Raw genomic sequence first — 24,255 nt, 5'->3', positions numbered from 1 at the left:
TGCTACCTCATTAATAAAATGCAGATCAGGTATATGTCGAACCTAAAAATAGGGAAGCTATTGCCTCGACCCCTATCCGGTTCAACTGATTGACGGAAGACCCGATCAAGGTCGGACAATGCCACAAAAAATGGTTCAAAATCGAACCAAAAAGACTATTCCCAAGTTTCATCTAAACAAATGTATGATTATAATAAAAATCATATAGTTCAACCAATATTGAAACCAAACCTCCAATATGTATCAAAATCCATCGTTTTATATGTTAAAAAGGTTAAAATTTGTTAAAAGGTGAGCAATTCGGTGCCTCCCATTATTGACCCTCTGGGAGGCCCTGAAAAACGAGGTATTTTGGAAAAAATTTCGAGTCCCGTCCACCGGACCGCTTGGATAGCATTTAAAAAAAGGCGCAGCACTATTAAAGTTGCTACACCAATCACCAATTAAACAAACACAATACCATACGGTTTGACGCTTTGATTTCTATAAGTTTTTATCCAGCGACTTGAAAATCCTGAATCTTAAAAAACCATTCAATCACAGCCCACTACCTTTTCGAGCTTGTTCTTCACGCGCTGTTCCTTTGCATAATCCGTATACAATCCTTCATAGGGCCTATCAGATACCCCAAACATCACATCAGTACAGTGGATGTTGTCATATTGCCCATTACCGTCTGCACTTTCCATATGGAATATACGGCTGATATAACTGTCATCCTTTGCATCGATATAAGCACCTATATCATTGCCATACTTATTGGGATGCCTCCAATCTGGAGACACCAATTTATTATTTTCCCTATAGCGCTTGAGCTGAAGAAAGTTTTCTTGAAGTATTCCATCCGAGGTTTTGAAAGGTTCAAAATCATTGGTGTATTCACTTTTGGTAATCTTGTTGTTGGGCTGAATGTAGAGAATGACTTTTCCCAACAGCCCACCTTCCTTAGATCCCTTTTCATCCATAAAATAAAGGGTTTTACCATCAACAATCTTGTCAGTATCCACTAGAGGCTCATTGCGGAACCCACTTGAACTGTGATACCTTAATTTGTCTCCAAACTTGTCCTGCATCAGCTTGATGATATTTTGCCATTTGGCATCTGCCAGCCATTGTTCATATTCTTTTAGCTCCGTCATGATGAAAAGGGGTTCATGGTCAGGATGTGCATTGCTCCATTGAGCTATATATTCGATCCAATCCGCCAGAAAGATGGATTGCGGATTATCAACCGTAAGATCTACCTCATCTCCAGGAGCATCATGGCCCAATGAAAGGACACCGATATCCATTTTCGACAATTGAACGGACACCCCCTTGTCCAAAAGCAGGAAGTATCCACCCTTGGATGGGTACACCCCTGCATCGGCACTCGACAACATATCATCTTCGTTATTGTACTCGTATACCAATATGGGTGTTCCGCTGTCCATCACCAATTGTGAGCCCACCACGTCGCCGTTGGCCGCATAAGAGTTCACAAATAATTTTCCGTCCGCTTGAACTGCCTGCACCGCTCCCTTGAGCAAATCTGATATACCGGTTGTGCTGCCACTTCTAGACCACATACTTCCACTGGTATCTACAGATTCCACCGAAAAATTGGTCACGGTGTTCACATTGTGCCGAAATAGGTATAGCCTATTGTCCTGCTCAAATGGGTACAAGGTCTCGTCCGAAGAGACCGAGGCCAGTTCATATATGGATGCTCCAATGGAAACACCTCCTTCCTCAAATGATACTTTAAGAATATCGTATCTGCGACCATCCTTTGCATGCACACCCAAATAGACGTTGTCATTAAAAACAAATGCGGAAAGACCTATGTTGGCAACACCGATATTCTCTGAATGGATTTCTTCCAAACTGCTACCGTTGAAGCTATAAATCGTCAAATCACCATTTCCCGGAGCATAGTTAAAGATATATTCACCCGTAGATCGGGACACTATTGAAAATTTTCGTTCCACCCCTTCCCATTTTACCTCCGTCTTTTCCGATGATATTTCGGTTTCACCGTCCAATACTTTATATACCGTGGTTTTTCCCGTTGCATCCATATAGGTGATCATAAACGTATCTCCCATAGAATCAAAAACGGAAAAGGCATCTACTTCCTCGGCCCATGTCGCCTGAAGTTCCTTTCGTGTATGGAAGGAAAACAGGTCAAACTCAAAAAAACGAAGTCCCGCTTCCAATTGGGTCTCGATACCCTCCCTTTTCATACCCGCCAAGTTCCCTGAATAGGAGTTATGGGTGCCCTCAAAGAAAAATTGTCTGTAAATTGCCGTTGTGGAATCCAACACCACTGGTTCCGGACCTGGATCAACGCTGTCATCCGTTGGTGTTGTGATCGATGGGTCCCCTCCATCGGATGAACATCCATAGTTAATAAAAAAACTCAAAAAAGCGAGACTGAACGTAATCCACATTTTCATACTACCCGAAGTTATATTTAGAAGGGACTCTTTCGGAGTCCCTTCTTTATCAGTTATGGTCATTAATTATCCCTATTGCAGAATTCGTTGTTATCTGTCTTATCTGCGTTAAACTTTGGTTTAAACGCATCTTCCCATTGTGGTGCATCTTTATCAAAATCATAGTTACACTGTACATTACCAACGTCCCAACCGGAAATATCTTGATTAAAGGCAAGGTTCTCCTTGAACAGGTTCTGCATGTTCACCACATTGCTGACATTCCATCCGGAAATATCTTGATTAAACGCGCAATCATTGCCCCCAAACATAGTTTCCATATTGTCCAGACCGCTCACATCCCAATTAGCAATTGAGGGATTGTTAAAACCACTGTCCTTGAACATATCCCACATGCTAACGACCTGACTGACATCCCATGCGCTCAAATCACCATCGTAATCAGAGTCCCTGAACATCTCCCGCATGGTGACAACATTATTGAGTTTGTCCCCCCAACCTGATAAATCTTGGCTGAACGCATCATTGCCCCTAAAAGTGGATTGAAAACTTGTGACCTTGGAAACGTCCCAATTGCCTATGGGTTGATCAAAAGGAGCATCCCGGAACATATTTTTCAACGTAACGGCATTGCTCACATCCCAACTGGAAATATCTTGGTCAAATGCAGATTCCCTGAACATGGTTTCGAAGGTATTGACATTGCTTACGTCCCATTGATTCAAGGGCTGGTTAAAGTTGGTGGCCTTGTAAAAAACATCTTGCATATTGGACACACCGCTCACATCCCAGTGGTTGATGTTGCTGTTAAATGATGTGGCCTCTCTGAAGATGGCCTTCAACGTGGTGGTTCCGGTAAGGTCAGGGGCATCCACTGCACTTATCTGAAGGTTGGAACACCCCCTAAAATAAGCCTCATCATTGCCGAGTTTTACTTGCCCCCAACGGGTAATATCCAATATATTATCGGCACTTTGGTCCGTTTGATAAAAATTAAATCCTTCAATATTCCCCCATATGGTTACCGTATAATCCCCTGCCTCGGAGTACATGTGGGTGGCAGATTCAAGATCATACCCGGCCACAATGCTGTCTTCACCATCCCCCCAAAACACTTTAAAATTATATGTTCCATTTTCGGTCAAGGGCAGGGTAATGGCCTCGTCCGAAGCAACTCTCCAAACCGTCACAAATTCCTCATCGGATTGAAATGGTTCCAGTACATTCAATTTTACCGTAAACTCCTCTTCAAGGCCAAAACCTGAGACCAAAAGTGAGGAATCCCCTGTAGTGAAACCCGACCCTGAGGCAGGGGACACAGAGATACCTTCCTTTGTATAAATGGTCAGGATAATTTCACTTGCATCACATTCCGTGGGCAAGGTCGCAGCAATGGTTCTGGAGGAATTGGACACCGACACCTCGATATCTTCCCCGACACAGTTGTTCTTGGAAGCTTCAATAACTATGGAATCGATATAGACATCTCTTGTATCCAAAGAATAATCAGTATTATCCACATTGCATGCATGTAGGATCGGCACTATGCAAGCGACCCATAAAAATATGTTATAAAAACGTTTCATTTGGTTTTTTGATTTTAGTTTAATACCCGGGATTTTGCTCCATTTTGGTGATGTCGACTTCGGCCTGTGGCAAAGGTGACAACAATCGATAGGCTTCAACGGTAATTTTACTTCCGTCATTTTGAAAGAAAGCATTCATGGTCTCCAATGCCTTGCCGGTACGCAGTAAATCAAACCACCTATGGCCTTCTCCGGCGAGCTCCAAACGTCTTTCCATTGCAATGGCACTTCGCATGTCCGATTGGCCGGAAGCAGTTGTATCATCCAAATTTGCCCGGTTTCTGACCATATTAAGGTACGTTGCCGCTGCTGCAATCTTGTTATTCTCATTAAGACATTCGGCATAGAGCAACAGTACGTCCGCATATCTAACCACAAAATGATTGTCACCGCCATCGTCCGTGCTATTATTGGGGGAAGGCGTCCATTTGTTGATGTAGTAGACATTACTGGATTCGGTGACCAACCCTTTCCTTAGGTCGTCTGCAGCATAAAGTTCATACAGGCTACTTTCCATGGCCATGGCCCCAAGGCCTCCTTGGTCATCAGGTTGTGTGAACATATAGTAGTATTCACTTCCCTCGCTCATTCCATCCAGATTGGATGCATACTGGATACTGAAAACATCTTCATCGTTGCCTTCATTTTCAACACCAAAAAGTGCATCAATGTCCACAAGGGAATACTTTCCCGAGGAAACAATGATCTGCAATTGAGCTTCTGCCTTATCAAAATCCCTTGTTTTCATATAATGTTTGGCAAGGATGGCGCGGGCCGCATATGCATTGGGCCTACCGGCACTGTTGGATGATGGCAAGAGTTCGATCGCATCCAGTAGATCTGTCTCGATTTGGGCATATATCTCCGTTTTCGGGGTCCTTGCATCATCAAATGCATAGGTGGGGTCATCAATGGTCAACACCAAGGGGACATCGCCATAAATCGTGGTAAGGTTGTCATATAAAAATCCCCTGATAAACTTCATTTCCCCAATCCTGATATTTTTAAGCGACTCGCTGTCATATAGCACGTCATCAATAACGGACAACACCGTATTGGCATAAAAAATCCCTTCATAGGAATTTTCCCAAATACTGCCCACAAACCCAGAAGTACTGGTCCATGAAAAATCCTCCAAAGGCCTGGCGCCCCCATTGGAGTTCGGTGCTTGGATATAGGCATTATCGGAGGGAATTTCGCCCCAAAGTATCATATAGTAATCATACAATGCTTGGAGTTCATTATAGGTTGCAGTCACGGTCGACTCCACATTTTCCTGGGTGGAGTAATAATTTTCTGCCAATATCCCTGTTTCAGGAAGTTGTTCGAGCTCATTCTCACAAGCAATGCCAATAAGCAATGCGAAAGAGTATATAACGATTCTATTGAATTTCATAATGCTTTTTTATTGAAGTGTTAGATTGATGCCGACGGAAATAAGCCTTGGCACCGATGTGGTTCCTTGTATATATCCCCTATCAAGCGGATTGCCCGTATACCCGCCATCAGGGTTCATGCCCCTGTACTTGGTCCATGTATGGAGATTGTTCGCCGAAACATAAACGCGCATGGCCTGCAAGTGAAATTGGTCCAAAACACCGGAAGGCAAATTGTATCCCAACTGCACACTTCGCAACCTGAGATAATCCGCGTCCAAAACATTATAGCTTGTGGGATTTCTGCTGGCCTTACGGGTCGCGGTGTTCCCGTAGGCATCCGGCGGTGCCAAATAGCCCTCGGGATTGCTTACAGGGTCCCAATAGTTGTTGAAATAATTGTAGTTTGTATTGGTAAAGGCTTCCCCATATTCCAAATAATTAGAGGTCATCAAATCATAGGCTACCCTCCCCATCGTTCCATTAAAGTTCAGGTTCAGATCAAATCCCTTATAAGCTAGATCAATTCCAAATCCATAGGTCACTTCGGGGTTATAATCCCCAAGGAGCACCCTGTCATCAGCATCAATAATGTCATTCCCATCGGTATCTTGGAAAATATAATCCCCAACTTCAGCGGACAATGTGGTGTTCTTCCTGCTCTTATATTCGGCCACCTCTTCCTCGGATTTTAGAAGTCCAATGATTTTATAGCCGTATAGATTGGCCAATGACTCCCCTTCCCTGGTTATAAACCTTTGATTGCCTCCTTCGTAGAGTTCATCGGCACCGCCCAAAGAAATGATCTCATTTTCATTGGTGGTCAGATTTGCATTGAACCCCAAAGAAAGACCACCAATATTGAAATTGGATCCATTGAGCTCAAATTCCCATCCTTTGTTCCGCATTTCGCCGATGTTCTGAAGTGAACTGTTAAAACCTGTATGCTTGGGAACCGGCCTGTCCAATAGCAGGTCCGAAATATCCGCTATATAATAATCGACCCCTAAATTTATTTTGTTGAAAAAACCAAGATCAACACCGAAGTTGTTCGATGTATTGGTCTCCCAACCCAACGAATATGAAGGCGCACTGGAAGGCGCGGCCCCTGGGGAAAGGGTACCGTCATAGGGATAATCCCTTCCTGTACTGATAGAGGCATATTGGGCATAGTTCCCTATTTGGTTATTTCCTGTCTGCCCCCAGCTGTATCGCAGCTTTGCATAGGTTAAAATGTCATTTTCAGGAAAAAAGGATTCATTGCTCAACACCCATCCAGCGGAGAAAGAACTAAAAGTTCCATATCTATTGTCCTTTCCAAATCTTGACGACCCATCGGTACGAATGGACCCAGAGAGAAAATAACGGTCATCATAATCATACAATATCCTCCCGAAATAGGAAAGCTGTGTCCACTTGCTGCGAGAAGCTGATGCGGTCTGTTCCGTGGATCCATCTATATTCTGAATGATATCGTTTGGAAAATCATATCCGTTCACTGATAGCGATGTGTATGAACTTTTCTGGAAACTCTGTCCCAATAGGGCATTGAAGGAATGCTTTCCGATATCGAAGGTATAGTTCGCCGTATTTTCCACAAGTATGTCCCCTTGGTCGCTTCTGCTTTCCGAACCTTGGTTGGAATCCCTTTCACTGATCAATCGTCTATACGAACCGGTAAGCATGGGTGCGTATTGATCGGTAAACTTTGACTCTAACAAATATCCCAGGGATGTTTTCAGCACCAAATTATCGATTGGTTCAAAAGAAAGGTAGGTGTTGCCAAAAGTCCTGAACTCCCTTCTATCGTATTTGGACAATTCGGACATTGCCACAGGGTTTTCCTGCATATTAGCATTATAGGGCCTATTGGCCAATATCTGCGCCTCGATGTTGTAGCCCGTAGGGTTGGTGTCATCATAGGCTGAAAAAAATGGGAACATGTACACCATTGCCCTTCCCGCGGGGTCAATGGGGAAACGGTATCCATTCCCGCCATTGGTCAGCCCTCTTTCCGCATAGTATCCATTTAGGTTTATACCGAACTTAAAATATTTTCCAAGTTTCGTATTCAGTTTTAAATTGGTGGTATAGCGTTTCTGATCTGCCGTAATCACGATGCCTTCCTCATTGGTATAACCCAATGAAGCAGCATAATTGGTGGCCTCGGTGGATCCGGAAATGTTCACATAGTGGTTCTGTACCAGGCCTGTCCTATATACCGCGTCTTCCCAATCGAAATCTGTCAACCCAGGTTCATTGTTCAAATAGGGCACCGTGTAATCCAAAATGAGCTCTCGGACATTCGCCCCATTGGCAATACGCTGTTCCTCCGAATCGTTGACACCCACGTTACCATGGTTTTTTAGATACGCATTGTTACGACCATCCCTAAAAAATTTAGCTGCATCGTAAGCATTCAACAAATCGTAGCTTCCTGTTTTTTCCTGAAGCCCCATAACAGAACGAAGTTCAACGGTCAACTTTTTCCCCTTGCCCTTTTTTGTGGTGATCATGATAACCCCATTGGCTGCACGAGATCCATATATGGCTGCGGAGGCAGCATCCTTGATCACATCTATGGATGCGATATCGTTGGGATTTATTACATTCAGTGAGCTGCCCTCTGCCAATGGAAAGCCGTCAACCACCACCAATGGATTGGCATCCCGTGTAATGGATCCCGCCCCTCTGATGGTAATCGTGTTGCCATCACCGGGGTTCCGCGCATTGGTCAGAATATTTACACCCGCAAGTTTCCCCACGATGGCCTGATCAAAATTGGCATTGGAATACTGTTGGATCTCCTCTTGATCCATGCTGGTTACCGCTCCGGATATTTTTTCTTTTGAGCTGGTGCCATACCCTATCACAACGACCTCTTGCAGTTTCTGGGTATCCAATTGAAGACTGATGGTCATCGAGGTCTGTCCATTGACAGGGACTTCCTTGGTCAAATAACCAATGTACGATACCAACAAAGTGGCATCTGAATTTACCGCGACCTCAAAGTTTCCATCAAAATCGGTAGTGGTACCGATGCTGCTTCCTTTTGCAACGATTGTCGCACCTGGCAAAGGCTGTCCGTTTTCATCCAGCACCACCCCACTTACCTGCAATTGTTCCACAATTTCCGGTTCCTTTTTTTTCTGCTGTATTTTGGATATCGCAATGGATTTGTTGATTCTATTGAAACGAAAATGTTTCTCCAAGGATAGGTCATATAATAGGTCAAATAATGAATCGTAGGTTCTGTCAATTGAATATGCAGCGCCCAAATCAACTTCACTTTCATAATAGGTAAAGTTGAAATCAGTCTGGTCTTCTACGTTGTTGAGAATATTGCGTACCGTATAGGAACCGCGTTCAAGGGAGATTTCTGTGCTTCGCAAAGATTGCGCATTGGCCCCATTGGCCAAAACCCCTTGAAGACCCAATGCCAGCAATATATAAACTGAAGTAAGTTTCATTAGAAGTTTTCTAAAATCATGTTCATTTTTTTTCATAGTTTTAGTTGGAATTTTTTCATTAAAAAAGTGGTTCAAATGTATTTTCACTACATTATCATTTTTTGCTCGTACGAATTAATTTCATGGGGAAGCGTTGGAGCGCTTCCCTTTTTTATGGCTCTCTTTTTACATGGAATTATTTTTTAGGGGTTTAAAAATCAGTATGTGCTGTTTGTCATTGTATTTGTAATCCAAGTTGCCGGCCTGGGTCACGGAAAGCAGAATGGCATTGAGGCTTTCATTCTCATAATGTCCGGTCACTTTTTTTTCGGCCATACCGGATTGTTCAAATGTTATCTTTTTATGAAACCGCCGTTCCAGCATGGTGGCGACCCGGGATAGTTTGGTGTTTTTAAAATCGAAATCATTGGTCATCCAAGCGAGTTCCAGCTCCATGTCCATTTCAACAATCGCGATACTGTCATTTCCATGGCCGAACACTGCCTTTTCCATGGGTTTCAACAATACCTGCTCGGCATTTGCATTGACCTCGACGCTTCCTTCAATCAATGCGACATCCGTTCTTTCGTTGGATTCCTTTACATTGAATTTGGTGCCCAATACCTTGGTTTGAAAGCCACTGGAATGGACGATAAATGGCCTGTTTTTGATTTTTGCCACTTCAAAGAATGCCTCCCCATGCAAGGTGATCTCCCTAAATTCGGATTCCATGAACTTTTTGGCAACGACCAGTTCGCTGTTCCGGTTTAACCAGACCGTGGATCCATCCATCAATGCAACCTCCTTGATTCCCATATCATTTGAAACGATCCGTTCATATTCGATGGGCTGCTCTTTTTGGAAAAGAAGCATTTTGGTCATTGCCCCCAACCCAATGACAAAAAGTATTGCGGCGGCCACCTTCCACAAGGGAGAGATGGATTTTCGATTCCTTTCCTGAAAATCGATTCTTTGTTTTATTTTTTTTGATAATTCCTTTCGTATTCGCTCTTTCTCAACAATTCCTTTCGTGTCCCAAATATTGTTATCATCTTGGAAAGCATCGAAGAAGCGATACAGCAGTACAAGTTCTTCCTTGGTGCAGGTACCCTTATCATATTTTGAAAGTAAATCAATCAATTTTGATTTATCCATGGCTGTGCTTTTACCTATAAGTACCCCAACAAAGAACATTTACTGGGGCCAATACTTGGATTTAACCCATAGATAACACAGCTAACCTTAAGGTAACCTTGACGGATGATGGACTCATATCACTGATTTTAAAAGCTGGTAACATCAGCGGTAAATCAATAGAAAAGGTAGGATAGGATAACAAGAACAGAGACGGTCAACGCGGTTTTAAGTTCCTTAACAACTTGATACAAATACCATTCAACGGTTCTTTGCGAAAGATTAAGGTGGTTTGCAATTTCTTTATTGGACAGGTTTTGATACCGGCTCATTTCAAATATTTCTCTTTCCCTTGGCGACAGGGCACCCAGCTTTTCCCCCAATTTTGTTTTAAGGTCAATAAGGTCCAACTGTTCTTGGGTGGTGTTGACCAACAGCTCCTTAAATCTATCTTCGTGAATTTGCAAAGGAGCGTTTTTCCTCAATTGTTTCAGTGATTGATTTCGTACAGCCTTATAAAGGAATCCCGGTATATTTTCGACCTCAAGTTGAAGTTTGCGCAACCAAAGATCAAAAAAAACCTCTTGAACCGCATCCTTGGCCATATCCTCACTCAACAAAACTTTATAGGCAGCTTGGTACAACCCATCCCAATGGGTCTCAAAAAGCCTATTGAACGCTTTTTTGTTACCCTTTTTGATTTCTTGAAAAAGAAATTGATCAGAGGTCGATTCCAAACTATCCAAAACCCGAAATTTAGATGGTAAAGTTTATAATTTGCCTTTTCATACTGTAACATAAGCCGTTTAACAAAAGGTTAATTTTCATAAGGGGTATATCTTCAATTTACAGTCATGTTGTTAAAAACGGACATAGAATACCACCCTCGCCGGAAAAGAGTGAGCATAGTAATACAGCCAACAAAGAACTGACGTACAACCTGCTACAACAAAATGTTTGGTGGTTCAAATTTGCCGTTCTTGGTGGCTCCCACAATCCATCCCATCCAGTAAATCCCTAGTGGCCGTGGCTTTGGATGTTCCTGTCAATGAAACGTATTTTCGTGCGTTCATCACACCTTCAAAGCCTTTATTCCCTTCGTCCAACATGTGACGAACCGCTTTCTCTTGACGATCATTGAAACTATCCTCGTGCTGATCAAAGAACTTGGTCTTTTTTAAAGTGAACTCGATTTCTTGTTCGGTATCTATTTGTGCCTCAAGAACGGTCTGTACAAAATAATTCATCCACTCCGTTATTTCATTGGAAGGGACGGAAAATGAGAACCGCTAAAGGCGGATAAATTGAAATACCTTGATTTTATATTAATCAGTCACTTATTTGTGTTTTACCATGCTCACTCTTTTCCGTTTCGTGTGGATACCGCGACCGCTTTTACAACCAGTATGCTTTTTTCTGATAGCAAGAAATCACGTGATTCCCAAAAGGCCCCTTTGTCGGGGCCTTTTGAGTATCTGTGTGCCAACTTAAGTTCTAATGAGAACAGGTCAATCCAGGCTTTTCGTCTAAAGTCCATTCGGAGGAGGTCCCATCACTAAAATATTCACAAGAACTCACATTGTCTACGTTCCAATCCGAGATATCCCGGTCGAAAGCGCTTGCACCAAGAAACATCAGAGTCATACTTTCCACTTTCGAGGTGTCCCAGTCCCCGATATCCTGATTAAAAGAGCTTGCAAGACTGAACATATATCCCATATGGTTTACGCTCGAGGTGTCCCAATCAGAGATATCACTGTTAAAGGCGCTTGCTTCATTGAACATATCACTCATATTGATTACGTTCGAGGTGTCCCAGTCTCCGATGTCCTGATTAAAAGAGCTTGCAAGATTGAACATTCCCTCCATAATTCTCACGTTCGAGGTGTCCCAGTCCCCGATATCCTGGTTGAAGTCCTTTGCACTATCGAACATATTTGACATATCCGTCACGCTCGAGGTGTCCCAGGAGGAAATATCCTCGTTGAAACTATTATCAAAGAACAAGTATGACATATCGGTGATCTTGGTGGTACAGACGGTGGGCAATAGACTTGGAGAACTACTTATAATTTCTTCCAAATTGGTCTTGTCCTCTGCCACATAATATTGGACCCCGTCGATGACCCCCGTCTCGCCGCCCTCGGTCCATTCCCTGGCCACCACCGTTTTCCCGTTCTCGTGAAGGTACACGGGCCCCTGTACCGTAAAGGTTACACTGGCCGAGCTCTCCGGGCAGTCACCGTTGCCCCCGAAGCCCGTTTCCAATACATATGCGATCTCCACCTCGGTGTCCTCCTGCACCGGATCCGCGGTATAGACGTAACCGTTGGCAACACCACCGGAAATGTCCTCGGTTATGTTTCCTCCCCCCGAGACGATCTTCCATTCTCCCTCCGCGGGCGTTCCGATCAGCTCCTTGGTGCCCCCGGAGGCTATCGGGTCTTCAGAGGTGCCGTTCACGGCCTCCTGGCAGGGGACCACCTTGATCGTCACCCCGGCCTCCGAGGTCTCCATGCCATCGCCCACCGCAACGGTCAGGGCGAACTCCTGTGCACCGAGCTCCCGGTCGAACGATCGCCCTTCGGCAAGGCCCAGTTCGCCCGATCCCGTGATCGCAAAAAGGCCCGAGCCGTCCTCTGCAATCGAAAAGACAAGCTCGTCACCGTCCGCATCGCTCGCCGCAACGGTTCCTATCACATCCCCCTCCGTGATGTCGAGGCCCACGGTGAACTCCTGCGCCTCCATCACCGGGGCCAGGTTGAGCCTCACCGAGACCTCCGCCTCCGCGGTGTCCATGCCGTCGCTTACGGCAACGGTCAACGTGTGCTCCACGGTCTCCGGGTCCAGTTCCCTGCCCTCTGCCAGGCTCAGCACGCCGTCCTCCGTGATCGAGAAAAGGCCCTCATCGTCCCCCGAAATCGAAAAGACAAGCTCGTCACCGTCCGCATCGCTCGCCGCCACCGTGCCGATCTCGTCCCCCTCCGTGATGTTCTCCTTCGTGGTGAACGACTGGTCGGCGATCACCGGTGCGGCGTTGTCGATATCGTCTTCGTCACACGACTGCACCAAGGCAATCGCCAGTGAACATAAAAACAGGCTCTTCAATCTCTTCAATCCAAAATTCTTCATGGGTCTTTTTTTGTCACAATCGGTGCGCCCCCTCCAAGGGAACCGCATCCACCGCTACGTTATTTTATAGGTTAAAAAACAAAAATAGAGCCCTCTCGGGCACCGTTGCCCATCTTTGGTGCCAATACCCCTTATGTTGGGACGAAACCTATCTTTTTGGGGATATGATATGTGTTTTGTGCTGATTCCCTGGCACAAAAAACTATGTACCTTTAGTTAAAACAGTTTTTCAATTCCCAAAAAGGTCAAATCATTTTAGCTAGTACAGTTCTTAAAATACCGATCCTATTTCTTGCAAGCAACAGGGTTGGAGAGAACGCTGGCCGATGCCATATTCGACCGTTGGTCCATACAGTGCACAAAGTCGACATAAAAGAGGAATCAATGAGAGAGAAAAATTAAAAAATGAACGTTAACTTAAGCTCTCAAAATGAGTCAATCTCGTGCACTTGATTTGCACTGCTCAATTTGGTCCGTCTCAGGTGGTATACATTGACCGTCCTATCCATTCTGACATTTGAATTTGCGTGTTTTTAGGAAGATAGTGGTCTTGTTTTGAAATACCGGGAAATCTGATATTGTTCTGGTATAACGATCATGGATTTTATTGCTGTGTTTTTCACAAACGGGACACTTTGCCCGTTTGGCTTTTATTGATGCATATATTTTAACCAGGGAATGGGAGCAATCAATATTATTTACAATTAGCCCAGGCATGCCGATCAGTTGTTTTACGGTCATAAGTAGTTGTTTGTTAGCTACTTAAAGATAATAAATATCGCCCTATAAAACAAAGGATAAACGTATTTAAATTACTGAACATCAATACATTAAATCTAAAGCCCTAATGCATGGATTTCCCCAAATATGACGAAGAACCACTATGTCCGGTGTTTCCACATTGGTTCACATTCCTATAAAACCGTAAACAAGATGGTTTAAATTTGCCTTTTTCAAGGACTCCCATTATCCATCTCATCCATGCAGAGAACGGAACAAAAGACAAGGAGTTTTGAGTAATTAAAAAAATATGATTTGTTTTGGAGAACTATTTTTTCTTCTTCTCCGGATTTTGCCAAGTGTTGAACACGGAGTATACAATTATCTTGTTTTTTGTGATCTCGTAAACAATTAGAAACGGAAAACGTTTTATGAATGCTTCCCGGAAAGGTTTCCGCTTTTGAGGAAAGTGTTTCGGGTTCGCTACAATCCTCTCAAAATAACCGTCCAAATGTTCCAAGAATTCCTCGCCCAGTCCTGTTCGTTTTTCTTGATAATAAAGATAGGCCTCTATGATTTCCCGGTTGGCCTCATCCTTGATCTCCAAAATATAGGTCATTTACTAGCTGGCGTTTCTTGCATTATTTTTAACCTCTTCCCAAGTAAGTGATTTGCTATCGCCTTTTAAATGCGCTTCCCTTCGCCTGTCCATCATTTGGTATTGCTCTTCGTCCAAGGTAAGTTCTTGCTCGTCCTTTTGGTAGCTTTCGGCCAGTGCCTTTATCATTTTTAAAAGTCTTATGTCCGCAGTGTCCACGTACTCCTTGACCGTTTTCCTTAAATCGATTGTTGCCATGATAGCTTCTTTTTTCTTAGAATAAAGGTACAAATTCTATTCCATAGGGACTGTTTTTTCAAATGTATAACCAATAAGACATCGGCTATACTTCTAATTAAGTACCCAATTTTTTATTGCAAGTCCAAATTAAGGAACTATTGAAGTCCTGAAGGCCAGAAAGGCTAATTTCGGCTTGATTTATGAAGCTTTTTGAAATCCTTTGGAAGGTCTGTTCTTGCCCAAAGAATTTAAAGTTTTAAACGGTGACAAGTAGAACTTCTATTAATCGACAAAAACCTTCTTTAAAAAAAATATAAGAAATCATGCACTCAAACATACCATTTACCTTATCATTAGCGCAATGCCAATGTTTATACCTGTAGCTCAATTTTTTTTGCGGACAGAATGGCCCTAATGATTACCGGTTTTTTTCCATAAAAAAGTTACATGTAAATCTAAGTGGTATTTTGGAAAAATAATAAGCTAAAAAATACCTTTTAAGGTCCAAAAAAAAAGGATGAAAAATCTATTCCAAGAAATGGACCACATAATACTTATCTATAATACAAAATCGGCATTTTTATCAATGTTGAAACCAAACCTCTATTTTAGGTCAAAATCCATCATTTTTAATGTTAAAAAGGTTAAAATTTGTTAAAAGGTGAGCAATTCGGTGCCCCTCAAAAATGATCCTCTCGGAGACCCTGAAAAATGGGCTTTTTTTGTATAAAGTTCGAGTCCCGTCCACTATTTTATGACCAGAGATATGCCGTGGAAAGGACCAATGCTTCGATGGACAGCTTCCGCCCGTTGCTCAACAGATTCTATACAACCATTGAGAGCTGGAAAGGATTCAACTACCTCACTTTTTATCGTATTGTCCCTGAAAAATTTCAAATCAAAAAAGTTTAAATGAGTTTCATAACTAAACGATGCATTATTTGCTTCTTATTGGTTGATTTTGACCTTTATTTGTTAAATTTTAGTTAAACTAGAGCCCCTTTCGGTGGCGGCAAAATTTTACTCCTGTCAAAACTCCTAAAAACACTGAGTTTTTCCAATTCGAAAAAGACCCTCTTCCCTCCGCAAAAAAGCTCGCAACCAATGTTGCGGGTTTTTATTTTTAATGATGTCGTTGAAAACAATTCATTACGGAATTATTCTTGTTGATTGGATGAATAATTGGTTTCAAAAGGACTGCAGTTTTGTTCTGTATAATATAAAAAACCATTGGAGGACATTCCTTCAATTATAACCTTTACCTCCCGTTGTTCATTTAAAGGAACTGTAATTGAATATGGGACATCTGAGTGTATCTCAAATTGACTTTCCCACCAAATGGCTCCATATCTTTGATATAACGATGAACCATAATCTGGGTAATTTGGAGCAAAATAGGCTTGTGCCCTACTGAATCCTTTTGGTACAGCAATACTTGTGAACTTATCCCTACCATATAATCCATCATAATCAGACCGTAACGACAAAGAAATAAATGACCCTTGATGAGGAGTTACATACCTATTATAAACCATCGATTTTACCATGGAAAGGGGCATGGACATAAGTTGTCCCGAATCAACCGGAAGTCCTTCTATTAAAACAGGCACTCGGGCTAGGTAAGGAGGATCGGGAACATAAACATTAATACCTCCTGCTTTTCTGTTGAGACGTGTTTGAAACCCCAATTTTCGTATGTAGCTTGTAAAACTTGGATACCGTTTCACGGTTGTTTTATCAATGATTCTCATTTGAATTTCAGGAGTTATTTGAAACTTTGTAGTCTCCTTTGCTCTTTCCGAAACTACCACTTCGTCCAGAGATATGATTCCATCCGTAAGATTAAAACTTTCATTCATTCTTAATTGCGAAACCCCTGATTTAAACCGACCCGCTTTGCTCAACCATTTGGTATAATCAAAAGTATCTGCATTGTTATCATCAAAATAGAGTTCCGCTTTTGGTTTTCTAAGTTTTCCTTTGTGGTTCAGTACGCTGATCATTATGGAATCCCCCTCAAACAAAGGCAGGTTTCCTTCAAAATTTTTGTTGGTTGAGAGCTCAAAAAAATTGACTGTACCCAATGCTTGGGAAAACAACGAAACTTGTTTTTCGTTTTCGAGGTCGGCATCCAAAATCTTACCGTTGAAAGCAATGTCCTCTTCATGTTTGTAAGTGCTATTTTTAGCATTTCCTGCTCTGATATACTGGTCAAACCTTTCGGTCCTCTCCATAAGTAATCTGGTGTCCATTTGATAATCCCTTGAACGTTTATTGCCACCAAAAAAATAGCGGCCTTCAATATGTTTATGGAGATAAGGCTGAATCAAAAAAGAAGAGGCTATGGAATTATCAGGGAAGTTTGCATTTGATTCAGCGGGTAAAACCGACAAACTTAAATTGGCCATTTGATGCCCTTGAGGAAGTATCATATCTATCTGTAAGGAATCTTGAGCTTTGTTTAAACAATAGCTTACATTTACAGAACCTACCCTTTCCTTCAAATTTTGTCTATTAAAGAACATACGTTGTGAAATGGGTCTCATAGTTTCATCCAAAATCACCGCTGTATTGATTCCGCCAGGGATTTGATTGCGATTTATGGAAATGGGACCACTATCTCCATTAAACTCATAACGATAAACATAATTTCCGTTTACATGGTTATAAATAGCCATAGAAAATTTCTCGTTATTTAAAATAGATTTAGACCGTTTGGGGTTTAGTACAACAACATCCTTTGCTGTATTATCGATGTTTATTCCTATTCCATGGTGTGGTTTAACTTCGAGCTCCTTGGTAATCCAAAGACCGTTTGTATTTTGTAATTTCAAAAAATAGGTTTCGGTTGGGTCGGCAAAAAAACCAAATCTACCTTGCCCTAATTGGTTTGTTTGAATGTTAGATTGTATTCGTTCACCTTTTCCCGTAATCAGTTGTATTTTTTTGGCATTTATTGGTTGTAAGGCTGGGTTAAAAATCTTAAAGCCGACATTATTGTATGTGTTCGCTACAATTTGTTGCCCTTCGGGATAAACTAAAACAGTGATGCCACCTTTGTTCTTTGATTCTGATTGTTCCCCTACTCCAATGATTTCTATATTTTGAAGAAAAGGAGTAGTAAACTCAAAATTCTTCATGTAGTTGGTCCAGGCCATTATGGTATACGAATCCTCAATAAAAGTTGAATCAACTTTAAAATCACCAAAAGAAACACCATTGCGTACTAAAAACATCTTTTTTGTTAGCATGTTTCCATCTTTTGAAAAAACTCCTACATGTAGGTTTTTCGTGGCCAAGGATGGTAAATGTTGATTCTGATTTTGAACATATGCCTTGAACCATATGTGCTCTCCCTTTAAAAAGGCCGTTTTATTCAATTGTAGGTGGATATTTTCAAGTAAATGCAGATCTTCTGTCCCTTTGGCTGCCCGTTCCTGTGCAAGGGCAACAATTGACAGAATAAAAAAAAGAAGGGATATAACTATGTTTTGAATACGGTACACTGTAAATAAAGGTAAGACATTACCGTTGGATACCAAATAGTTAAACATCATTCGAAAAAAAATGATGCAATACGTTTTGTTTAAATAAGAACAACATTATCCTATATTTTTTATTTGGAGTGAATATTCTATTTACCGTATAGATGCTTAACTTTAACCGTGATGAAAAGCGAAAAAGAACTAAAAATACGTTGCTGGATAGATATTGAGGGAAAGAAGTTTTTTGGTCCTGGACGCGCTCAATTATTGATGATGATCGATAAAAATGGTTCCCTGTCCAAAGCGGCCAAGGAAATGGGCATGTCCTACCGCAAAGCTTGGTCCATGGTGGAAGATATGAATCAACGGGGGCAGCAACCTTACGTGGAACTTCACAAAGGTGGGGCCCAAGGCGGAGGTGCCGAATTAACCGAGACCGGTAAAAAAGTGCTTTCCTCTTTCATCCAAATGAACGATAAAATCAAAGAAACCGTAGCGCAACATGCGGATGAAATGCTGGGACTGATTTAAATCTTTATACTAAAACCGTGCAACAGAATCAATCGAAAGCCCACGTAAAGTACCAAAATACTGGTTAGCACGCCCAAAAACTTTAGGTTGAATTTTTTGTTGGACAAATAAGAACCGATACTTCCTCCAATCACTACCGCCAATACCAATCGTAACATCAATTCATTGTTCCACTTGAAGGTTCCTGCCATATTGAGGCCAATGACACCCGAAATGGAATTCACCAAAATAAAAACGGATGCCAAGGATGCAATGGTTCTTGGGTTGGCCCATTTTAAAAGGTTTAGCACCGGTGACAAGAAAATACCTCCGCCGATACCCGATACGCCCGATAGCAATCCGATACTTCCGCCCAACAGCAGTTTTTTGGGGTTGGAGAACTCGTAGGTATCCATTTTTTTCTTCACAAAACGCAGCAGCATAAAAATACCGGCCAGGACAAGGGCAATTCCCAACACCATAAAAAAAGAAGTTTTGGAAAGTCGTAACTGTGCTCCGAAATAGGCCATTGGGATGCTTGCCGCCAGAAAAGGCCAAAACTTTTTTAGATTAAATACGCGATTCTTGATAAAAAACAGCGTTCCAATCGTGACCACACAAATATTTAAAACCAGTGCCGTGGAGCGTATCTCGTAAAAATCCGTCAAGAAAAGACTTAAAATCGCCAAATAGCTGGAGCCACCACCAAATCCTACGGAGCTATAGAAGAGCGCAATCAGAAAAAAGACAATGGGCAGGTATTCAACGCTCATCGATTAGGAAATTAGCTTGCATTTCATCAGGTCGCCTTCCTTGAACTTCTCTCCATCTTCCACAAAAGCCAGCGCATTCCCTTTGGCCATGGATTGAATCATAGAAGAGCCTTGACCGTCCAAAACCTCTACTTTTCCATCTATAACCGCAGCTTTTAGAAAGGAAGGACGTCCAAAACGATTTTCATACGGATGCTTTATAGGAAATTGGTAAGTGGGCAATCCATATTCCTGATATCCCGATAATTTTTGAAGCAACGGAAGCACGTATACATAAAAACAGGTAAGCGAAGATGCTGGGTTTCCTGGCAAGGCAAACACAAATTGATTTTGCTTTCGTCCAAAATACAAAGGCTTCCCTGGTTTTTGAAATACCTTGTAAAACAATTCATCGACTCCGTTTTCTTCGAGGGATTGCTTCACGAAATCATAATCGCCCACGGATATTCCACCAGAGATAATAAGCACATCACAAGAATTCAATGCGGTTTCGACACCAGCTTTGGTAGCCTCAAGATCATCCCGTAGCTGTATTTTTTGGTGGTGATGAAACCCGAATTGCCGCAGTGCTCCTGCAATTGCATAGCTGTTGGATTCATAGATCTGTCCCTCGGTTTTGGATTCACCCGGTTTTACCAGTTCATTTCCCGTTGTGATGATGTTGACTCGCGGTTTGGAAAAAACCTCTAGTGTTGACAACCCCAAACTGCCCATCAACGCCAAGGAGGGTGGGTTCAACATATGGCCTTTTTCAAACACCGCTTGTCCTTCGACCAACTGACCACCTTTTTTACGGATGTTTTGTCCTGCTTTGGGCTTCTCATCAAGAAACAACGTGCGCTCTTTCACGGAGGTTTTCTCCTGCATCATTACGGCAGAAGTATTTTGGGGCACTTTGGCTCCCGTAAAAATGCGAACGGCCTCGCCATCTTGCAACACAATATCCTTGGAATCACCAGCAGCCACCTCCCCTACCAGTTGATACTCTTGATAAAGCCCACCAAGGGCATATCCGTCCATCGCGGAATTGTCAAACTCGGGCACATCAAAAGGGGATGCCGTATTTGTGGCAAGGGCATGGCTCAGCGACGCTTCAAGCGGTTTTGTTTCCCTGTTTAAAGTGATTTTTTGATCTTCAATAATGCGAAGTGCTTCTTCAATCGTAACCATTAGCCCCCTATTGAAATCATTGAGCGGTTTTGCTCGTAGTGTTCGGCATCCATCTTTACATCCATTCCATCTCTGGAATGCTTTTTGGATTTTATGGCCTCCAAAATGGTGCTTTCAATCTTTTCCCCATTACGAAATGGCGTCAACAAATCGGTTTCGGAGGTGGCAAAAAGACAATTTTTCATTTTCCCATCCGCCGTCAAACGAATACGGTTGCAGTCATCACAAAACGGATTGGTAATCGTGCTCACAATGCCAAAACTGCCTTTGTGTCCCTTTACCCTAAAGTTGGTGGAAGTGCTGTGTTTTGGATTTTGCAAAGTTTCTATTTCCCCGAACTTATCGCCAACCGTCTGTAAAATTTCTTCTTTGGACACGCCCTTGCTCCAATCCCATTTATTGCCTTTGAAAGGCATAAACTCAATGAACTTGGGCGTAATCTTCTTATCCTTGGTCAAAGCGATAAAATCGTTGATTTCCTTGTCGTTCACACCTTTGATCAATACAATATTGAGCTTGATGTCCATACCCATATCCAAGGCCATGTTCAAGTTGCGCATAATGCGCTCGTAATAATCACGCTTGGTAATGAACACCGATTTCGCCTTGTCCAGCGTATCCAGACTGAAGTTGATCTTGCGAAGCCCGATTTTATCGAACAGTTCCAAGTATTTGTCGAGCACAATGCCGTTAGTGGTCAATTTTAGGGTTACGCCCAATTTGGCCAACTCTTCTACCAAATAGCCAAAATTCTTCCGAACCAAAGGTTCACCGCCCGTTAAACGCACCGTATCCACCCCCAAATCCCGAAATGTCCGTGTCATTTCAATGATTTCCTCCAGCGTCATGATGCTGGGTTTTTCCATCAGCTCAATTCCTTCTTCGGGCATGCAGTAAAAGCATCGCAGGTTGCATCTATCCGTCAACGAAATGCGGAGATAGGTATGTGGCCTACCGAAATTGTCGATTATTTGTGGTTTTTTGTCAATCATGTCTTCTTCCTTCTATCACTTTAAATGCGTGCAGCACGTGGGGGAAAATCGCATCCATCGATTCTGCAGCACCTTTGGTGGAACCCGGCAGTGCCAGAATGATTCTGCCGTCCTTGATGCCCGCGATGGAACGCGAGAACATCGCATATGGCATCCGATTTTGCCCGTAGCTACGCATTTGTTCTTCTACTCCCTTTAGTTTGATGTCCAACAAGGGCTCCAAGGTCTGTGGAGTGACATCTCGGGGTCCCACGCCCGTTCCTCCTGTGAAAATCAACAAGTCCGCAGTGGTACTGTCCACTTTTTTGATGATTTCCTCAGCTTCATCGGGAATAATGCTTTTTTGAGATACCACTCCCAAAGCCTTCAATTTCTCGATGATAGCCTCCCCTGCCCTGTCCTCGCCTTTTCCTTTGGAAATGGTATCGGAACAAACAACAACATCCGCAGTCAACCCTTCTGAATTGATTTTGAAAGAGGATTTTCCTCCTTTTTTCGATTTGAGACGAATGGTGCTGATTTCTACGTTTTTATCAATCGGTTTGAGCATATCGTACATCGTAAGTGCCACAACGCTGGCGCCGTGCATCGCCTCTACCTCCACCCCTGTTTTATAAATGGTCTTTACCGTCATCGAAATGATGATGTCCAAACCATCGATTTCATAATCGATTCCGGTATATTCGATGGGCAATGGATGGCAATCGGGCAACAGGTCCGGCGTTTTTTTGACGCCCAACAACCCGGCTGCCTTGGCCATTTCAAACACATTCCCTTTGGGAACGGCATTGTTTTCTATCGCATCAATCGTAGCCTGACTGCTCGTTTTCACGATAGCTTCCGCGGTGGCTTCCCGCAAGGTGGTCACTTTATGTGTAATGTCTACCATTTACTTGTTTACTTTCCATTGATGGGTTTCGTCCTCAAAAATCTCTTTACCGAATACGGGCGCTTTCGCCTTGATTTCCTCTACAAAAAAGTTGGTGGCCGCTATCGCAATCTTTCGGTGTGCCGATGATGTAAACACAAATAGGCATAGCTCGCCCACCTGAACCTTGCCCAAACTGTGGTAAATATGGGCACAGGTAATGTCGAACTTGGAAAAAGCCGCCTCCCGAATTTCGTGGAACACTTTTTCCGCCATTTCCTCATAGGCCGTATAATCGATGGCTGTTACGGTTTTACCGTCCACTTCGTCGGCCCTGATCTGTCCCAAAAAAATACTATGGGCGCCAATATTGGTCTTGCTTTGGTGATTGGCCACCGAATTGGCTATTTTTTCGGGAGGAATCGCTCCTTGTACAAATACTTTTTTTGGTTTCTTTTTATCCATCAATAATTGTTTCTATGCCGCCTTCCACATTTTTAAGGTTGTGAAAGCCAAATTCATTTTTAAGGATTTCTATGGCGTTTTTGCTTCGCTTTCCTGACTGGCAGAATACAAAAACTTTCTGATTGTTCGGTATTTCTTGATATCGCAATGTTAAATCGCTCAAAGGAATGTTCAGTACTTTTTTGCCTTTTGGTTTGGGCTGCTCGAACACTTCCCGAACATCGAGGTACCAGTGTTCTGCATTTTTCAAATCGCAATCAATATAAACAGGGGCTATGCCCTCCTTGCGTATTTTGTCCACTTCTTCGGGGCGCTTGTTTATTTTGATGGTCTGCTCGCTGCCACGCATCATATTTATCAACTTTAGCTTGCCTGACAATACTTCTCCCGCGCCTAAGATTATTTTAAGAACTTCAGCAGCTTGAAGGCTGCCCAAAATACCTGGCAGCACGCCCAGCACGCCTGTGGTCTCACAACTGATGTTCTCTCTCGTACTTTTCGGAAACACACAGCGATAGGTGGGCCCATCCTTATAATTGAAGACCGACAATTGTCCTTCATTTTTGTAAATGGAGGCAAAAACCCAAGGTTTGTCGGCCAATAGGCAAGAATCGTTGATGAGATACTTGGTTTCAAAGTTGTCCGTACCATCCAAGACCATATCGTATTGCTTGATAATTTTCTCGGCGTTTGCAATCGTCAACGGCTCTTCGTACACTTCAAACTGTACGTCAGAGTTCTGTTTTTCCAGACGTTCCTTGGCAACGATTGCTTTGGGTTTCCCAATATCCAACTCTTGAAAGAGGATTTGCCTATGCAGGTTGGACTTATCGACCCTATCGTGATCCATCAAACCAATGGTACCCACTCCTGCGCCGACCAGATACATTGCGGCAGGACAGCCCAATCCTCCAACACCAACAATCAACACCTTGGCATTGCGAAGCTTTTCCTGACCCTCTGGCCCAACTTCCTTGAGTTTTATTTGTCTGTCGTATCTACTCATCCTCCCGCGAACGGTGGCAACAAAGCCACTTCATCCCCATCTTTTAGGGTTGTTTTATCATCCAAATTTTGATTTACCGCAATCTGAACCGAGTCTTTATCCACAATCGAAAGTCCGTTCAGGCACTGTGTTTTTAGCTCCGAAGCGGTAAGTTGTCCTTTGAGTTCCATCACTTCTTCGGACTTTTCTGCGGCTTCGGCCACCAAACCGAAATATTTAACGGTTACTTTCATCTGTTCTTTTTTTATTTGCTTTTGAACGGTCAGATGGAATGCCCCTGAACATATCGTTTGACACATCAACTTTGATTAAT

At 42.7% G+C, this 24,255-nt stretch carries 21 protein-coding genes; 2 read left to right on the top strand and 19 right to left on the bottom strand.

Features of this window, described 5'->3' with window-relative positions; translation table 11 throughout:
- Window positions 1-533 precede the first annotated feature (533 nt).
- From K1F36_RS06450 to K1F36_RS06400, 11 genes are all read right to left on the bottom strand, one after another.
- Window positions 534-2,438 carry a PI-PLC domain-containing protein gene (locus tag K1F36_RS06450; RefSeq protein WP_220113071.1) on the bottom strand — a complete coding sequence of 635 codons (1,905 nt, stop codon included), beginning with the start codon at window positions 2,436-2,438 and terminating at the stop codon, window positions 534-536.
- Between the two features lie 62 nt (window positions 2,439-2,500).
- The gene (locus tag K1F36_RS06445; RefSeq protein WP_220113070.1) at window positions 2,501-4,024 is read right to left on the bottom strand and encodes a BspA family leucine-rich repeat surface protein; all 1,524 of its coding nucleotides are present in this window, start codon (window positions 4,022-4,024) and stop codon (window positions 2,501-2,503) included.
- Between the two features lie 19 nt (window positions 4,025-4,043).
- A complete protein-coding gene (locus tag K1F36_RS06440; protein WP_220113069.1) occupies window positions 4,044-5,420 on the bottom strand; it encodes a RagB/SusD family nutrient uptake outer membrane protein in 1,377 nt (458 codons plus the stop codon).
- Between the two features lie 9 nt (window positions 5,421-5,429).
- Window positions 5,430-8,870: a SusC/RagA family TonB-linked outer membrane protein gene (locus K1F36_RS06435; RefSeq protein WP_220113068.1), complete on the bottom strand. Its 3,441-nt coding sequence runs from the start codon at window positions 8,868-8,870 to the stop codon at window positions 5,430-5,432.
- A 165-nt stretch (window positions 8,871-9,035) separates the two neighbouring features.
- Entirely contained in the window at window positions 9,036-10,004 is a 969-nt protein-coding gene (locus K1F36_RS06430) for a FecR family protein (RefSeq protein WP_220113067.1), read from the bottom strand.
- 155 nt (window positions 10,005-10,159) lie between these two features.
- A complete protein-coding gene (locus K1F36_RS06425) occupies window positions 10,160-10,729 on the bottom strand; it encodes a sigma-70 family RNA polymerase sigma factor (RefSeq protein WP_220113066.1) in 570 nt (189 codons plus the stop codon).
- A gap of 219 nt (window positions 10,730-10,948) precedes the next feature.
- Complete coding sequence (locus K1F36_RS06420; protein WP_220113065.1) at window positions 10,949-11,230, bottom strand: Fic family protein; 282 nt, start codon at window positions 11,228-11,230, stop codon at window positions 10,949-10,951.
- A 247-nt stretch (window positions 11,231-11,477) separates the two neighbouring features.
- Complete coding sequence (locus K1F36_RS06415) at window positions 11,478-13,115, bottom strand: BspA family leucine-rich repeat surface protein (protein ID WP_220113064.1); 1,638 nt, start codon at window positions 13,113-13,115, stop codon at window positions 11,478-11,480.
- 501 nt (window positions 13,116-13,616) lie between these two features.
- On the bottom strand, window positions 13,617-13,832 hold the full coding sequence (locus K1F36_RS20375; protein WP_417943821.1) for a transposase family protein: 216 nt from the start codon (window positions 13,830-13,832) through the stop codon (window positions 13,617-13,619).
- A 331-nt stretch (window positions 13,833-14,163) separates the two neighbouring features.
- Window positions 14,164-14,454 carry a type II toxin-antitoxin system RelE/ParE family toxin gene (locus tag K1F36_RS06405; protein ID WP_220113062.1) on the bottom strand — a complete coding sequence of 97 codons (291 nt, stop codon included), beginning with the start codon at window positions 14,452-14,454 and terminating at the stop codon, window positions 14,164-14,166.
- Between the two features lie 3 nt (window positions 14,455-14,457).
- Entirely contained in the window at window positions 14,458-14,691 is a 234-nt protein-coding gene (locus tag K1F36_RS06400) for an addiction module protein (protein WP_220113061.1), read from the bottom strand.
- A gap of 693 nt (window positions 14,692-15,384) precedes the next feature.
- Between K1F36_RS06400 and K1F36_RS06395 the strand changes: the two genes are divergently transcribed.
- Entirely contained in the window at window positions 15,385-15,585 is a 201-nt protein-coding gene (locus K1F36_RS06395; RefSeq protein ID WP_220113060.1) for a hypothetical protein, read from the top strand.
- Window positions 15,586-15,830: 245 nt separating this feature from the next.
- Here K1F36_RS06395 and K1F36_RS06390 read toward each other — a convergent pair whose 3' ends face one another.
- The gene (locus tag K1F36_RS06390) at window positions 15,831-17,924 is read right to left on the bottom strand and encodes a hypothetical protein (protein ID WP_220113059.1); all 2,094 of its coding nucleotides are present in this window, start codon (window positions 17,922-17,924) and stop codon (window positions 15,831-15,833) included.
- Window positions 17,925-18,341: 417 nt separating this feature from the next.
- Here K1F36_RS06390 and K1F36_RS06385 point away from each other — a divergent pair, with 417 nt between their 5' ends.
- Window positions 18,342-18,689, top strand: coding sequence for a winged helix-turn-helix domain-containing protein (locus K1F36_RS06385; RefSeq protein WP_220113058.1), 348 nt, complete (start codon window positions 18,342-18,344; stop codon window positions 18,687-18,689).
- Here K1F36_RS06385 and K1F36_RS06380 read toward each other — a convergent pair.
- Genes K1F36_RS06380 through K1F36_RS06350 form a run of 7 tightly spaced genes read right to left on the bottom strand, consistent with a single transcriptional unit; the run spans window position 18,686 to window position 24,175 of the window.
- Window positions 18,686-19,441 (bottom strand): sulfite exporter TauE/SafE family protein, encoded by a 756-nt coding sequence (locus tag K1F36_RS06380; RefSeq protein WP_220113057.1) that lies wholly within the window; start codon window positions 19,439-19,441, stop codon window positions 18,686-18,688. The two genes, K1F36_RS06385 and K1F36_RS06380, sit on opposite strands and share 4 nt — an antisense overlap.
- Window positions 19,442-19,444: 3 nt before the next feature.
- Entirely contained in the window at window positions 19,445-20,611 is a 1,167-nt protein-coding gene (locus K1F36_RS06375; RefSeq protein ID WP_220113056.1) for a molybdopterin molybdotransferase MoeA, read from the bottom strand.
- Window positions 20,611-21,603, bottom strand: a complete 993-nt coding sequence (moaA, locus tag K1F36_RS06370) for a GTP 3',8-cyclase MoaA (RefSeq protein WP_220113055.1) — start codon at window positions 21,601-21,603, stop codon at window positions 20,611-20,613. Before moaA ends, K1F36_RS06375 begins: the two co-directional genes overlap by 1 nt.
- Complete coding sequence (gene moaCB, locus K1F36_RS06365) at window positions 21,596-22,492, bottom strand: bifunctional molybdenum cofactor biosynthesis protein MoaC/MoaB (RefSeq protein WP_220113054.1); 897 nt, start codon at window positions 22,490-22,492, stop codon at window positions 21,596-21,598. The genes moaA and moaCB overlap by 8 nt, the downstream gene beginning before the upstream one ends.
- A complete protein-coding gene (locus K1F36_RS06360) occupies window positions 22,493-22,936 on the bottom strand; it encodes a molybdenum cofactor biosynthesis protein MoaE (protein WP_220113053.1) in 444 nt (147 codons plus the stop codon). It lies immediately after the preceding gene.
- Complete coding sequence (locus K1F36_RS06355; protein WP_220113052.1) at window positions 22,929-23,942, bottom strand: HesA/MoeB/ThiF family protein; 1,014 nt, start codon at window positions 23,940-23,942, stop codon at window positions 22,929-22,931. Before K1F36_RS06355 ends, K1F36_RS06360 begins: the two co-directional genes overlap by 8 nt.
- On the bottom strand, window positions 23,939-24,175 hold the full coding sequence (locus K1F36_RS06350) for a MoaD/ThiS family protein (RefSeq protein ID WP_220113051.1): 237 nt from the start codon (window positions 24,173-24,175) through the stop codon (window positions 23,939-23,941). Before K1F36_RS06350 ends, K1F36_RS06355 begins: the two co-directional genes overlap by 4 nt.
- Window positions 24,176-24,255: the final 80 nt, after the last annotated feature.

The sequence above is a fragment of the Flagellimonas abyssi genome (assembly GCF_019457905.1).
Lineage (GTDB): Bacteria > Bacteroidota > Bacteroidia > Flavobacteriales > Flavobacteriaceae > Flagellimonas > Flagellimonas abyssi.
The sequence above is the reverse complement of the archived record's forward strand: the minus strand, read 5'-3'. Positions and strand labels throughout refer to the sequence as shown.

Coding starts and splice junctions, on each gene's coding strand:
- K1F36_RS06415 (WP_220113064.1), bottom strand. CDS start 13,115: ATGAAGAATTTTGGATTGAAGAGATTGAAGAGCCTGTTTTTATGTTCA.
- K1F36_RS06445 (WP_220113070.1), bottom strand. CDS start 4,024: ATGAAACGTTTTTATAACATATTTTTATGGGTCGCTTGCATAGTGCCG.
- moaCB (WP_220113054.1), bottom strand. CDS start 22,492: ATGGTAGACATTACACATAAAGTGACCACCTTGCGGGAAGCCACCGCG.
- K1F36_RS06440 (WP_220113069.1), bottom strand. CDS start 5,420: ATGAAATTCAATAGAATCGTTATATACTCTTTCGCATTGCTTATTGGC.
- K1F36_RS06405 (WP_220113062.1), bottom strand. CDS start 14,454: ATGACCTATATTTTGGAGATCAAGGATGAGGCCAACCGGGAAATCATA.
- K1F36_RS06450 (WP_220113071.1), bottom strand. CDS start 2,438: ATGAAAATGTGGATTACGTTCAGTCTCGCTTTTTTGAGTTTTTTTATT.
- K1F36_RS06435 (WP_220113068.1), bottom strand. CDS start 8,870: ATGAAACTTACTTCAGTTTATATATTGCTGGCATTGGGTCTTCAAGGG.
- K1F36_RS06390 (WP_220113059.1), bottom strand. CDS start 17,924: ATGCTAACAAAAAAGATGTTTTTAGTACGCAATGGTGTTTCTTTTGGT.
- K1F36_RS06430 (WP_220113067.1), bottom strand. CDS start 10,004: ATGGATAAATCAAAATTGATTGATTTACTTTCAAAATATGATAAGGGT.
- K1F36_RS06355 (WP_220113052.1), bottom strand. CDS start 23,942: ATGAGTAGATACGACAGACAAATAAAACTCAAGGAAGTTGGGCCAGAG.
- K1F36_RS20375 (WP_417943821.1), bottom strand. CDS start 13,832: ATGCCTGGGCTAATTGTAAATAATATTGATTGCTCCCATTCCCTGGTT.
- moaA (WP_220113055.1), bottom strand. CDS start 21,603: ATGATTGACAAAAAACCACAAATAATCGACAATTTCGGTAGGCCACAT.
- K1F36_RS06385 (WP_220113058.1), top strand. CDS start 18,342: ATGAAAAGCGAAAAAGAACTAAAAATACGTTGCTGGATAGATATTGAG.
- K1F36_RS06395 (WP_220113060.1), top strand. CDS start 15,385: ATGGGCTTTTTTTGTATAAAGTTCGAGTCCCGTCCACTATTTTATGAC.
- K1F36_RS06420 (WP_220113065.1), bottom strand. CDS start 11,230: ATGAATTATTTTGTACAGACCGTTCTTGAGGCACAAATAGATACCGAA.
- K1F36_RS06380 (WP_220113057.1), bottom strand. CDS start 19,441: ATGAGCGTTGAATACCTGCCCATTGTCTTTTTTCTGATTGCGCTCTTC.
- K1F36_RS06360 (WP_220113053.1), bottom strand. CDS start 22,936: ATGGATAAAAAGAAACCAAAAAAAGTATTTGTACAAGGAGCGATTCCT.
- K1F36_RS06350 (WP_220113051.1), bottom strand. CDS start 24,175: ATGAAAGTAACCGTTAAATATTTCGGTTTGGTGGCCGAAGCCGCAGAA.
- K1F36_RS06375 (WP_220113056.1), bottom strand. CDS start 20,611: ATGGTTACGATTGAAGAAGCACTTCGCATTATTGAAGATCAAAAAATC.
- K1F36_RS06400 (WP_220113061.1), bottom strand. CDS start 14,691: ATGGCAACAATCGATTTAAGGAAAACGGTCAAGGAGTACGTGGACACT.